Origin of the sequence: Aeromonas sp. ASNIH8, from assembly GCF_002919855.1 — a bacterium.
GTDB lineage: Bacteria > Pseudomonadota > Gammaproteobacteria > Enterobacterales > Aeromonadaceae > Aeromonas > Aeromonas caviae.
In genome coordinates, this window is sequence record NZ_PQLN01000112.1 from 1 (window position 1) to 12,055 (window position 12,055).

The following is a 12,055-nucleotide window of genomic DNA, read 5'->3' on the forward strand; positions in this document are numbered from 1 at the left end:
TTTTCATGAAAACAAAAAATGGTTTTTTATGTTACTAGCTGGAATTGAACTTCATGCTGCCTCTTTTTCAGTGCGCTGTCCTCCTTATCGCCATTTGTAAAAAGGCGTCTCATCGGAAAGCCGTCTTCACTTTCATAAATTCCACATAGAACTGCGTTCTATGTGAATATACGATCCAGAGTTTAGCTGCGCAGGCTGATCAATAAGAACTCATATCAGTGTATTAACGGTCAACTCTGATCTCGTTAGGATAGACCCGTCGGCCAAGTTACTGGTGCGTTCAAGATACGAGAAAATTGTTCTTATGAGCACCCCAGTTTTTCGGGGGGGATTACCATTTCGGTGAATGTGAACAGTGATTCCGGAAAGCATGTGCGGTGTTCATGCTCAGCCGGAATATGCAACATCCCCATTTTCGATATTGTATCGTCACAACAACGTCCATTCTGTTAATGGAAATGTTATAGGTCAAAAACTGCGCAATAAACACCCAAAAAGAGCAAAAAAAAACCAAGGGCAAAATTTGTACAATTATTTTTTCAATAAATAATTCCTTTAAAATCAATGGCATGACCCAGATTTCTGGCTTGACAGAGGCAGTCTCTCGGTTTACCGTGGGCACATCTCTTAGATACCCAATGGCGACTCATGATGGATCAACTATGCGATAGGAGTTTGAAATGGCGGGCGAAATTTAAAAATTTCAATATCTCTATTTATGATGATTTTTCGTGGGGCTGGTGATCGGGTTCTGCTCCAAATTTATTCAAATAGGATGATTGTTATATCATCACCACAACAACCGTTTGCCAATTTCCCCCACTGGACTAATCATGATAATTCTTACTCGAAAACCTTTCATCGGCCCATTCATCTACCACCTAAACGGGTATATCACCAAGCCCGGAGACGGACTTCCATTTATCGATGAAAGATCCTATAACCAACCCATTTTGCTGGCTAAACATTTCAACCAACTGCGACGTGACAGCGTCAAAGCTGGTTTTAATGCTGGCAGTGGCAGCGCCGACGTTGGACACTGCCTGATCACCCAATTTATCCTGCTGGGTCATCCCGATCTGCCGCATCTCGAGTTTATCCCGCAGCCACCCCGGGAGCAGTGCTATACGCAGCCAGAGGATGGGCATAGATGCCAGAGGCGACTAAGGGCGCGAACATACAGCTATCAGGTCAGCGGCTATATCATCGACCCGTCTAGTCATCCACAATCGTTCACTGAGCTGATTCGATTGGATACCCCCCTGTTATCGGGCAAGGATTTTTTCCAGATGACCCAGCATCTGCGTAACCACCTGCTGGGTGCAATCCCAAGTAATCCTCATACGAACCCTGGTCTGTTAGTGACCGAGTTCAATTTGCTCCACGATCCGGTTTACGACTTCAGCGATGCGTTTCACTCCACTGTCGCACGGTGTTCGGATGGACTGCTGCGGGATAACGGGATTTGTGTCGCGAGCAGTTAGTCTAGGAGGCGTTCAAGATACGAGAAAATTCGACTTATGAGCACCTCAGTTTTTCGGGGGGATTACCGGAAGATGCTGCACAATAAGTGACTAACCGCACAAATGGAGCTGCAAGATATGAAAATTATGGCAATAAAAGAGGTAGAGGTAGTCAGCGATGTCCGCTGTGATGTCTGTGAAAAGAGCTGCCAAACGGACTGTTCAAACATCTCGTTTGGAACATTGAGTGCCCAATGGGGTTATGGCTCTCAGCACGATGGTGAACAGTACGAGGTCCATCTGTGCGAGTGCTGCTTCTTTCAAGTCATCGCAAATATGAAAGAGGAGCGGCGTGGGGCCATGATGTTTTCAGAAAAAGAATATGATCTAGAACGGGATTTTGGGTTGGTCAGTCGGAACCTAGAGCTTATCTGACCCCATACAAGACAGATTTTGTGTTAAGCAGTTTCCATGTACAGATCTCTCAAACTAGACGATGACCCAATGAACTCTTGAATGATGATTCGTATTGGCTGCCATCAACAACCCCCAAACGGAGGCACAGACTCATCATGACTTATGTTGGGCAATCTCCCACAACCAGCAATCTATCTGTTCTAGAGTCGCTAGGTCTACCACGTAACTGGTTAGCCGCTCATCAACACATAGTGTCTGGTGTATCTCCTGAGATCGTCGTCAAACTGAGCAAGCTATTGGGGTCTAATACCCGAACAATTTGCCAGATGATTGGCATTAGCCGAGACACACTGAATCGCCAAATCAAACGGGGCAATAGCTTATCGACAGCTCAGGGAGATCGCGTTTACTGGGTGGCCTTAGCAGTGGATGCAGCCATATCCCTACATCGGGGAGATACTGCTAAAACGATGAGATGGCTCACCCGCTCAGCGTGGGGATTAGGTGGTGAAAAACCGGCTGATGTGATTACTACGCCTATGGGAGCGCAGGCAGTCATCGATCTTGTCGGCCGGATTAGGCATGGCATCCCCTGTTGATTAAATGGTCATACGTGACCATAAAGAACCAACAATAGGCTCATTTGGTGAGCCGATCACTCCGACCGATCGGCTCACTTGATGAGCCGAACAACACAACCACTCAAATCGTGGTTAGATAAGATCTTGATGCTCTTAAATTTTCCCAAATTGATCAGGGTCTGCGGGTTGATAATCATCCGAAAACATATTCATCAACCAATGATCACCCCAGAGTGTTTGCAACTATCCGATCTTTGGATCGGAGAACGATCTCTATTTCCCTCTCCATGTAGCAAAGGGGCTGGGTGAGGGAAATATCCGTATCCTCTGCTAACCAAACTGCCAGTTTAACACGGCAGTCGCTCACTAATTGATTGAGCCTGCTCATATGTTTGTCAATTTCCTCTTTCCATGTCTCGATCTACTCCCCTAAGATAGCCAAACGAAAATCCATCTCTCTGGGAAGCATCATGGGAGCGATTCGTGACACCATGTTGGTTAACAGCAGCGGGCTGAGGGCTGTAACTCAGGGGCGGTAGCCTTGCCTGATGAGATAGGTAAGCGAGTTGCTACCCGTTACTCAACATGGTGGCTGTACTAATTTCCTGGTTGTCAATCGGCAACACATTTTCGTTCGGCGGCAAGCCGGGTGAGAAAGGCATTGACCTTAACAGAACCGAGTTCCTGCGATTATTGCAGTTGATGAAAGCGTATGAAATTGCGGATCCATTACAAGTAGGACTTTTCAGTACGGATGCTGTACGCATCACTGTCCTGACCTGTTCACGCAAGCGGGGCTTGCTGGCGCCTTCCATGGCTGCCCCTATACTGTTTTTATATGGCTCTGTTCCCTTTACGTGTAGGTGAGCCGAGTGACTCCGCCAAGCAGCCATGAACAGGATGTATTCGGCTCCTGGTTCACCACTCGAAACCAAGCAAGGTAGTTTTCCAGGTAGTCTGTCCCTACTCCGTGAAATTTGGCCATCCATTCCCGCCAACGACTCACGTAGTTATTGAGGGTCTGGATGTGGAAAACATCATCTTCTACTCGATGATGAGCGCTGGCGATCAACCGCTTATGGATCACGCCCGGCGCGTTCTGTGCAATCGTGCTGTAACTTAGATTGCCATCCGTGCACAGGATTGTTCCCGCCGTGAGAAGTGGTTTTAGGGAAGGTTCGATTTGACTCAGGCTTTTATCTAACAACACAGCATCACTTTCTCGACCATATCGATCTAGCGCGATTAAGAGCGGGACCAAGGGTATATGCCCACGTTTTTTACCCTTCGCGCCCCGGCGTCTTGCTGGACGATCCAGATGACGTCGTCCCTTAAATGATTCGGCTACAAATACCTCATCGGCCTCGACGATCCCGGCCAATTGCTTGGCTCGAGTGGTCAGTGCGTAGCGCAGAAAGCGATGGCGCACTCTCTGGCAGCGGCTCGCAGCGACAACCCACGACTGAGACAGTCAGCATAGGCAGCCCACTTGTGCTTGTGATGAAGCCCCGCCAAAGCAGAACCATCCAATTGATTGAATGTTTTGCCGCATGCCTTACAACGGAACCGCTGCTGACCACGAGCACGTCCCCAATGAATGACATGGGAGGAATTGCAACAGGGGCATGCTGCGACAGCCTCGCTCTGGTTTGCCAATGCCTGATGGAGTTGATCACGTTGCAGATGGTGACGAAGTTGTTCCTGGGCGCGTTCTAGTTGGATTGGGTCGAGCTGGGCAAAAGAACGCAGCATTGAGGAAAACGCTTGGCTGTCCATGGCAAGCTCCTTACTCAAATAACCTGAAATAAGTATAACGCTTGCCACCAATACCGCTCTGGAACAGCGCCTTTTATATACAGCGGTAATGATAGAGCAAAAAGAGGAGGTCAAGCGAATACGTTCAAGTATCAAAGGAACACTGGTAATGTTCTGATTTAATTTGATTTTTTCATGGCGACTATCAGAGCAGAGCGGAGTTATACGGAAGGCTCTGTTAACGGATTAGGACCGCCTTCCATCTAATCACTGTTAGGCGCCTGAAGCGACAAGGAATCGAGAATGACAGAAGTAGCGGCATTATCTGCTGAAGACATTAAAGAATTAGTCAATGCGAAGTTGGAAGGCTACAAAAATCTGAGTGTACTTGAGCAGTACGCCATGTTCATGGGTAAAGCTCAAATTCTCGAATTTGGCTTAAAGGGGCTGCTCTCAAGAATATATGGCGTTCCATCAGAGAGCATGGAAAAGTGGACTCTTGGAAAAACCAAGAACGAGCTAAGAGATAAAGGTTTAAGGCCAGATTTTATTGCTTATCTAGAAAGTGTTGTTAATTATCGTAATGATATGGCGCATGAATTTCTTCTCAATGATGCAATAACTCAATCAATGGCTAATTTCAGTGGGCGTAAGCTTTACGGTGATTTGTTTCGAGCAATCTATGAACTTGAACAAATCATAATTCTTTATGACTGGTGCGAAGAGAACAATGGTTGGCAATAGCGCGCCTAACAAGCGCATGTTGTCGGACTGGTTTTCCGCTGCGCTCCAAACCAGCCGCAAATGCGGGCGTTAGAGGTCACATGGATACTGAAGACGAACAATGTAGGGACGTATACGCTTACTTTGGGCTGGCCATATATGCAGCTCAGTGTTTAGAGCAAGCAATTATTCAATGCCTGTTAATGATGGATCATTTCCCGAAAGCTGTACCAGGATATACAACACAAGAATACTGGGCAGCACAACATGATGCTTTTTATGAAAAAGAAGAATCAAGAACTATGGGGCAACTAATTGGTCGTTTTCAAAAAATAGGCATTCCAAGCGAAGAGATTGAAGAGAAATTACAATCCTCACTCAAAAAACGGAATTGGCTTGCTCATTCATATTTCTCTGAAAGAGCCATGGAGTTTATGAGCGAGGCCGGACGCAAATCCATGATCGAAGAACTAGAAGAGGCAAGAGACCACTTTCATGATGTTGATAAGGAGCTAATGAAGATAACATTAGATATAGCTGAAGGTTACGGAATGACTGAAGAGGTGTTTTCGGAAATCATGGAACAGATGTTGTCAGAAGCAAATGCAGACCTCTAACAAAGTATTCAAGTCGTTCGCTCTCGGTCACTGGGACGCTTCGCCGCGCTGCGGCTTGCGCCCCTTAATACAACGTTATGCCTTATTAAGGAATTATGCCCAAATGGAAAATCCAAAATTATTTATATCTTATAGTTGGTCAAATCCAGCACATGAGCAGTGGGTAATTGATTTGGCTAATGAGTTAACCGAATCAGGTATTCATGTGATTCTAGATAAGTGGGATTTAAAGGAAGGCCATAATTCTGTAACTTTCATGGAGAAAATGGTCACAGATCCTCAAATCACTAAAGTTGCGATCATTTGTGATGAGGTTTATGCATCTAAAGCAGATGGACGATCGGGTGGCGTCGGAACAGAAACACAAATCATTTCGCGTGAAGTTTATGAAAATCAGGAGCAAGGCAAGTTTGTCGCAATCATTCCTGAAAAAGATGATCATGGAAAGGCATATTTACCTACGTACTATAAATCACGAATATACATAGATCTAAGTGAACCAGATAGCTATGCAGATAATTTCGAAAAGCTGCTGCGCTGGATTTACGACAAACCACTATATAAAAGGCCAGAAATAGGGAGTCGTCCTGTGTTTCTTGACGAATCTGATGGTATATCACTTGGGACAACCACGTCTCATAAAAGAGTTATATCTGCCATAAAAGAAAACAAACCGTTTACGTCAGGTGCGCTTGATGAATATTTAGCTACCTTTGCGAGCAATCTTGAAAAATTTAGAATCACAGAAAAAGAGGGGGAGTTTGACGATCAAGTAATTGACAATATAGATAAATTTCTCCCTTATAGAAATGAAGCTATTTCCGTCTTTGTTGCGCTCGCACAATACGCCCCAACTGAAGAAAATGTCCTCAAAATCCACCGCTTCTTTGAGGCGTTGATTCCATATATGAGTCGGCCTGAAAATATCAATAGCTGGAGTGAATGGGATTTTGATAACTTTAAATTTTTCATCCATGAGTTATTTTTATATGCGGTTGCCATTTTCTCCAAGCATGAAAGATTTTCTGAGGTAAATCTTCTGTTAACGCAGCAGTATTATGTGGCTGGCAGGTCTGAATATGGCAAAGATACTATGATTGGATACGAAGTATTCCAAGAATACTTAAGAGTCTTGGAGCATAGAAATAGTAGGTTAAAGCTAAATCGCTTATCTTTGCATGCTGATTTACTTGAGCAAAGAAGTAAACACTCAGGAATTGAACTTCGTTATTTAATGCAAGCTGACTTTATATTGTTTATGAGGACTGAAATAAAGCAAGCTGATTATTACAGTCGATGGTTCCCAAATACACTGTTATATGTTGGTCGTTTCCATAGTGCTTTTGAAGTATTTGCTAGAGCATCTTCAAAATCATACTTTGATAAAATGAAATGCATTCTCGGGATTGATAAGCCTACTGATTTAAATGAATTAATGGAAGAATATAAAACAAATTACCAAAGATTGCCTAGATGGCAGCACCAGTCATTTAGCCCATCTCATTTAATTGGTCATGAGCAATTAGCCACAAGAGCATAACAAGTTGCTGCGCTCGGAAATATTACTCGCTATGCTCGCAATTTTCCGGTGAGTAAAGCGTTAGGGGTAAGCCGGGCTACCGGAAAATTAAAATTTGGAGAAAAAAATGGCATATAGAAACGGCAATTACTCAGCCTTTTATGTTGCAGAACCTTTCAACACAAGCACTCTCGGCGCACATGCAACAAAAGATTTCTGCTATTACAACATGTTGCGGGCATGGAAAGGAAAAGAAGCATCATTTCCTTTTAATGATTCGCACGATAAGACATATAATGTCCGTGACGGCAGCGATTGGGAAAAAACACTAAAGCCGAGACTTCAAGAGCGTCTCAGGAGCTCTAAAAATATTGTGCTTTTTCTTAGCTCCAGCACAGTAAACTCAAGAGCTCTACGTGAAGAAATTGACTACGGAATAAATAATCAAGGGCTTCCTGTTATTGTTATATATCCAGAATACGACTCTAAGGCCAGCCTGCTGATTAATGCTTCACTGAAACAGTCTGTAAAGAATCTGTGGGATAAGTTGCCTATTTTTCGAGATTCAATGAGTAAAGTTCCAACACTTCACATTCCCAACAAGAAGGACATCATTGAGGCTGCGCTCAAAGATAGTAATTTTATGGTTGCCACCAAAACGAGTCCAGATTACTACTGGTACAAAATATGACGAAGGTTAGTTTCATTGACAGGAGGCTTGTTGAGAACTTCCTCAAGATTACCTCAGCCATAAGCGCAACGCTTTCTTTAGTTGTATTGTTTGTCGAGATTCCAACAAATTGCAAAAGCACCTATGGCTGGATATTTGTCGGACTGTTGACGTTGATTTACTTTGGAGTTTGGATTTGGTCTAACAATCTCAATAAAATTGATATCAACATTGAAGGTAGCGAGGTCACGATAAAAGTAGGCGACATTTTTTCCGAATCCGGCTTTAAGGCCATTGCTTTCAATGAATACTTTGACACAATCGTAGATAACAAAATAATTTCTGAAAATTCACTGAACGGAGTTTTTATAAATCATCATTGTAGCGTTCAAGTTTCAGAACTTGATCGCCATATCGATAGCTACCCCTTCGATGAAAGTGAAAAACTCGGGAACAACGCCGAACGAGTCGTGGGTAAAAAGTACAGATATCAGATCGGCTCTATTTGCGTATATAAAGATTTTCTTTTGGCCGCTTTTACAAAGTTCGATATCAACAATAAAGCAGTACTAACTATGCCTGAGTACCTTGAATTTCTAATTAACTTTTGGGATAAGGTCAACAATGTATATGGCCAGAAGAGCGTAACTACGCCTATTTTTGGCTCTGGGATTACACGAATTCAAGGGCATAAAACCATAAGTGATGAAGAACTTTTGAAAATAATGTTGTGGACATTTCGCATTAGTGAGATGCGGTTCAAGTATCCAGCGAAGTTAACGATTGTCATCCATAAGAGCAAGATTGATAAAATTAATCTCCTTGAAATTAAGTCAGCGAAAAATGGTATTTAAAGCCCCTAACAAAAACTTGAAACTGGACGGCACTTCGTGCCGCCATTTAAGTAAAAGTTACCGCAAAGCAGGAGTTCACAGGGACGTGAATCGATTCACCATTCAGAGGAAACGATAACATGATTCCGACAGTCAGAAAGCATGTTCTTGACATTTCAAAATTTTTCTTTATAAAAGATGTAGGAAAGTCATGGCAATAGCTTGAGTCAATTGCGTTGCTTTTATGGTCGACAATAATGGCGTAAGTCATTGAAAATGAAGGTTATATTTGTGCTGTGATATACAGAAGTGAGGGTTCGAATCCCTCCCTCACCGCCAAATAAAACAAAAGGCCCCGTCGAAAGACGGGGCCTTTTGTTTATCAAGGGCTGGTTTGACACTTCTCTGTGGCCGGTCTCAGACCGCTTGCTCAGGCCAGCTTCAACATCGGCATCTGTTCGCGTTTGTCACAGTGCGTCAGATGGACCCGGCTGGTCAGGCGGGTCAGCAGCTCGTAGGGGATGGTGCCTATCTTTTCGGCCACCTGTTCCACCGGCAACCCTTCCCCCCACAGCGTCACCTCGTCTCCCACCTTGTCGCTGGCCGCCGGCCCCAGATCGACGGTGATCATGTCCATGGAAACCCGACCCACGATGGGCACCCGGCGGCCATTGATCAGCATGGGGGTACCTTCGGGCGCCATGCGGGGGTAACCATCGCCATATCCCGCGGCCACCACGCCGAGGGTAGTATTTCGATCCGCCACCCAGTGTCCTCCATAGCCGACCGCCTCGCCCTGCTGGCAGGCGCGGGTGGCGATGAGCTGGCTCTTGAGATTCATGACCGGGCGCAGGTCATGGTCGGCGGCAAGCTGACCGGTAAACGGGGAGGCGCCGTAGAGCATGAGGCCGGGTCGGATCCAGTCGCTGCGCGATGCCGGCCAGGCGAGGATGCCGGCGGAGTTGGCCATGGCCCGCTCGCCCGGCAGATGAGCAGAGAGGCGGTTGAATTCCTCGATCTGCAGCCGGGTGGCCTGGGTATCCTGCTCATCGGACTGGCTGAAGTGCGTCATCAGATGGAACGGCTGCACCACGTTGCGACAATGGCTCAGCCGCTCGATGAAGGCGGGCAGCTCCAGGGTGCGCAGCCCGAGCCGGTTCATTCCGGTATCGAGCTTGAGCCACACCTTGATGGGGGCGGGCAGACTGGCCTGCTCGAGCAGTGCCAGCTGCTCCCAGGTATGCAAGGTGGTTTGCAGTTCGTGTTTCGCCAGCAGCGGCAGCGCCTCGGCACTGAAGAAGCCTCCCAGCACCAGAATGGGCTTGGTGATGGCGTTGGCACGCAGCACCAGCGCCTCCTCGACCCTTGCCACCGCATAGGCATCGGCCTGGGCGAGGGCGTGGGCCACCTGCAGCAGCCCATGGCCATAGGCATTGGCCTTGAGTACCGCGATGATCTTGCTGTGGGGGGCATGGCGGCGCACCACGGTGAAATTGTGCTGGAGTGCATCGATATCGATGCTGGCCGTAACTGTGTTCATCATGGGTCGGGTGTCTGCTCGATGAGTAGTTGGCTGATGGTTTCAATCCCGATCCGGTGATCCTGGCTGCCGGGACGAGCAAACGGGGGTCACTGAATCATGTTTTTATATGCTTTAAAATGTAAAAAGATGTTATCAGTTGTTTTTTTGTTGGTAAATTATGTGGCGAATAGGAATGCGTAAATGCGCAAAATACGGAATATTCCTCGGTATAAATTTCCCTGCCAACGCTTTCTCTGGCTCCCTATCGGGCAATATTTATCACTGGTTTTTCCCCTTAAAACGGGAGGGGGATCGAGCCGTTTTCGCACATTGTTGGCGGTTTTTCGCACCGGCTGCGTGCAGGTGGGGTTGCCGACCCCTGGCCAAGGTGCGGGGAGGGGCAGGTGCATGGCAGAGGAGAAAAGCAGGCTACCAGCTCCATGGGGGGTGAAGGTGGAACTGCCGGATTAAAGAGGGCATCTCGTCGAACCGGCGAGTGGTGTACGCCACCAAGAAAGCTTGTGGCCGGCTTGGTGGCGCACGCGGCCGGAGAGACAGGTCATCCGTGGCCAGGGATGGTGAAGCATGGATGTGGGCCGGTTAATTAAGGAAAGTGCGAACAAGTATCCCACGAACAAAAAATGAAAATTTTAGTCATTTAATATCAATGGGTTACCAGTAAATGCTCTCGTGCCATATGACTTATTCGCACCTTCCCTAGTAACGGCCTCAACGGAGCTGGTTGTCGCGTGAGTCATACTAATCGGCCGGTGAAAAAACAGAAGGGGGAGCCGTTGAAAACCGGCGCAACGTCATAAATCGGGACCTCAAGAGGGCATTTATTGTTTGGTTTTGTTAAACGATAACTGGTTATCGAATAGAAAAACCAAACAATGTGGGCCTGGTTTCTGGCCGTGCTGGCTTGTCTGGAGGCTGGTGGGGAGTGAGTTGGGGCAATCTGGGAGGGTTTCCCGGTTTCCCCGGAATTGGTTTGGCAATCATGGCGTGATCTGGGTTGTGGGAAGAGGGGAAAGGGAGGTTGCCGCTCAGTGCTGCGCCCCGACCGGGGTGATGTTGGGCCGTCAGGCACTATGGCGGGATCGGCCATTGGCGCCCGGGGCCGGCTCGGGTATAGTCCTGCGCCAACAAGATAGGTTCGGATGGAGGAGTCGGCGCCGCTTCAGACAAGCGGGTCGAATCACTCCTTCGGCGCGGCTTTAAAGGATATCCCCATGAAATTCAGTCCCCTGCTCGATGAGATGATGAAGGCGCTGCAGGTCTTGCCGGGCGTGGGCCCCAAGTCGGCCCAGCGCATGGCGTTCACCCTGCTGGAGCGCGAGCGCAGCGGCGGCCTGCGTCTCGCCTCCCTGCTCAACCGGGCGCTCACCGAAATCGGTCATTGCAGCCACTGCCGCACCTTTACCGAGAACGATCGCTGCGAGATCTGCGCCAATCCCAAGCGCGAGGAGAATGGCCTGCTCTGCGTGGTGGAGAGCCCGGCGGACGTGGCCGCCATCGAGCAGACCGGCCAGTTCTCCGGCCGTTACTTCGTGCTGATGGGGCATCTGTCTCCCCTTGACGGCATCGGCCCCGAGGAGCTGGGGCTCGATATCCTGGAGCGCCGCCTGCAAGAGGAGCAGATCAAGGAGCTGATCCTCGCCACCAACCCCACCATCGAGGGGGATGCCACCGCCTGGTACATCGCCGACATGGCCCGCACCGCCGGGGTGGAGGTGAGCCGCATCGCCCACGGGGTGCCGGTGGGCGGGGAGCTGGAGCTGGTGGATGGCACCACGCTCTCCCACTCCCTGATGGGGCGTCAGCGTCTGAGCTAAAGAGGCCACGGACCCCACCCCGGCCCTCCCCTTGGCAGGGGAGGGAGCAACGGAGCCCGCCCGATGCCTCCCTTTGGCAGGGAAGAAAGCAGCGGAGCCCGCCCCATGCCTCCCTTTGGC

At 48.0% G+C, this 12,055-nt stretch carries 12 protein-coding genes and 1 tRNA gene; 10 read left to right on the forward strand and 3 right to left on the reverse strand.

The features are described 5' to 3' along the window. The first annotated feature begins 833 nt into the window (after positions 1–833). From C3418_RS24165 to C3418_RS20395, 3 genes are all read left to right on the forward strand, one after another. On the forward strand, positions 834–1,484 hold the full coding sequence (locus tag C3418_RS24165) for a hypothetical protein (protein WP_139742155.1): 651 nt from the start codon (positions 834–836) through the stop codon (positions 1,482–1,484). A gap of 117 nt (positions 1,485–1,601) precedes the next feature. Further along, a complete protein-coding gene (locus C3418_RS20390; protein WP_042877918.1) occupies positions 1,602–1,898 on the forward strand; it encodes a hypothetical protein in 297 nt (98 codons plus the stop codon). A gap of 137 nt (positions 1,899–2,035) precedes the next feature. Beyond that, on the forward strand, positions 2,036–2,479 hold the full coding sequence (locus C3418_RS20395) for an antitoxin Xre/MbcA/ParS toxin-binding domain-containing protein (RefSeq protein ID WP_099993683.1): 444 nt from the start codon (positions 2,036–2,038) through the stop codon (positions 2,477–2,479). Positions 2,480–3,314: 835 nt separating this feature from the next. Here C3418_RS20395 and C3418_RS20400 read toward each other — a convergent pair. Both C3418_RS20400 and C3418_RS24170 read right to left on the reverse strand, forming a co-directional pair. After that, positions 3,315–3,890: an IS1595 family transposase gene (locus tag C3418_RS20400; RefSeq protein WP_162518730.1), complete on the reverse strand. Its 576-nt coding sequence runs from the start codon at positions 3,888–3,890 to the stop codon at positions 3,315–3,317. Beyond that, a complete protein-coding gene (locus C3418_RS24170; RefSeq protein ID WP_134695026.1) occupies positions 3,860–4,237 on the reverse strand; it encodes an IS1 family transposase in 378 nt (125 codons plus the stop codon). The genes C3418_RS20400 and C3418_RS24170 overlap by 31 nt, the downstream gene beginning before the upstream one ends. A 282-nt stretch (positions 4,238–4,519) precedes the next feature. Between C3418_RS24170 and C3418_RS20405 the strand changes: the two genes are divergently transcribed. From C3418_RS20405 to C3418_RS24455, 6 genes are all read left to right on the forward strand, one after another. After that, positions 4,520–4,960, forward strand: coding sequence for a hypothetical protein (locus C3418_RS20405; protein ID WP_103859149.1), 441 nt, complete (start codon positions 4,520–4,522; stop codon positions 4,958–4,960). An 80-nt stretch (positions 4,961–5,040) separates the two neighbouring features. After that, entirely contained in the window at positions 5,041–5,556 is a 516-nt protein-coding gene (locus C3418_RS24175) for a hypothetical protein (RefSeq protein ID WP_134695025.1), read from the forward strand. A gap of 103 nt (positions 5,557–5,659) precedes the next feature. Next, positions 5,660–7,096 (forward strand): TIR domain-containing protein, encoded by a 1,437-nt coding sequence (locus C3418_RS20415; protein WP_103859151.1) that lies wholly within the window; start codon positions 5,660–5,662, stop codon positions 7,094–7,096. A 106-nt stretch (positions 7,097–7,202) separates the two neighbouring features. Continuing rightward, positions 7,203–7,766: a TIR domain-containing protein gene (locus C3418_RS20420; RefSeq protein ID WP_103859152.1), complete on the forward strand. Its 564-nt coding sequence runs from the start codon at positions 7,203–7,205 to the stop codon at positions 7,764–7,766. Continuing rightward, positions 7,763–8,599 (forward strand): macro domain-containing protein, encoded by an 837-nt coding sequence (locus C3418_RS20425; RefSeq protein WP_181023130.1) that lies wholly within the window; start codon positions 7,763–7,765, stop codon positions 8,597–8,599. The genes C3418_RS20420 and C3418_RS20425 overlap by 4 nt, the downstream gene beginning before the upstream one ends. Positions 8,600–8,813: 214 nt before the next feature. Then, positions 8,814–8,917 (forward strand) — tRNA-Phe (locus tag C3418_RS24455). A gap of 91 nt (positions 8,918–9,008) precedes the next feature. Here the strand turns inward: C3418_RS24455 and alr are convergent. Then, positions 9,009–10,121: an alanine racemase gene (gene alr / locus C3418_RS20430; RefSeq protein ID WP_171865750.1), complete on the reverse strand. Its 1,113-nt coding sequence runs from the start codon at positions 10,119–10,121 to the stop codon at positions 9,009–9,011. A gap of 1,211 nt (positions 10,122–11,332) precedes the next feature. Between alr and recR the strand changes: the two genes are divergently transcribed. Further along, a complete protein-coding gene (gene recR, locus C3418_RS20435) occupies positions 11,333–11,935 on the forward strand; it encodes a recombination mediator RecR (RefSeq protein WP_010674419.1) in 603 nt (200 codons plus the stop codon). The last annotated feature ends 120 nt before the right edge of the window (positions 11,936–12,055 follow it).

Bases quoted from the DNA above. Each gene is read 5' to 3' on its own strand.
- C3418_RS24170 (WP_134695026.1), bottom strand. From the start codon at position 4,237: ATGGACAGCCAAGCGTTTTCCTCAATGCTGCGTTCTTTTGCCCAGCTC.
- recR (WP_010674419.1), top strand. From the start codon at position 11,333: ATGAAATTCAGTCCCCTGCTCGATGAGATGATGAAGGCGCTGCAGGTC.
- C3418_RS20395 (WP_099993683.1), top strand. From the start codon at position 2,036: ATGACTTATGTTGGGCAATCTCCCACAACCAGCAATCTATCTGTTCTA.
- C3418_RS20405 (WP_103859149.1), top strand. From the start codon at position 4,520: ATGACAGAAGTAGCGGCATTATCTGCTGAAGACATTAAAGAATTAGTC.
- C3418_RS24165 (WP_139742155.1), top strand. From the start codon at position 834: ATGATAATTCTTACTCGAAAACCTTTCATCGGCCCATTCATCTACCAC.
- C3418_RS20390 (WP_042877918.1), top strand. From the start codon at position 1,602: ATGAAAATTATGGCAATAAAAGAGGTAGAGGTAGTCAGCGATGTCCGC.
- C3418_RS20415 (WP_103859151.1), top strand. From the start codon at position 5,660: ATGGAAAATCCAAAATTATTTATATCTTATAGTTGGTCAAATCCAGCA.
- alr (WP_171865750.1), bottom strand. From the start codon at position 10,121: ATGATGAACACAGTTACGGCCAGCATCGATATCGATGCACTCCAGCAC.
- C3418_RS20420 (WP_103859152.1), top strand. From the start codon at position 7,203: ATGGCATATAGAAACGGCAATTACTCAGCCTTTTATGTTGCAGAACCT.
- C3418_RS24175 (WP_134695025.1), top strand. From the start codon at position 5,041: ATGGATACTGAAGACGAACAATGTAGGGACGTATACGCTTACTTTGGG.
- C3418_RS20425 (WP_181023130.1), top strand. From the start codon at position 7,763: ATGACGAAGGTTAGTTTCATTGACAGGAGGCTTGTTGAGAACTTCCTC.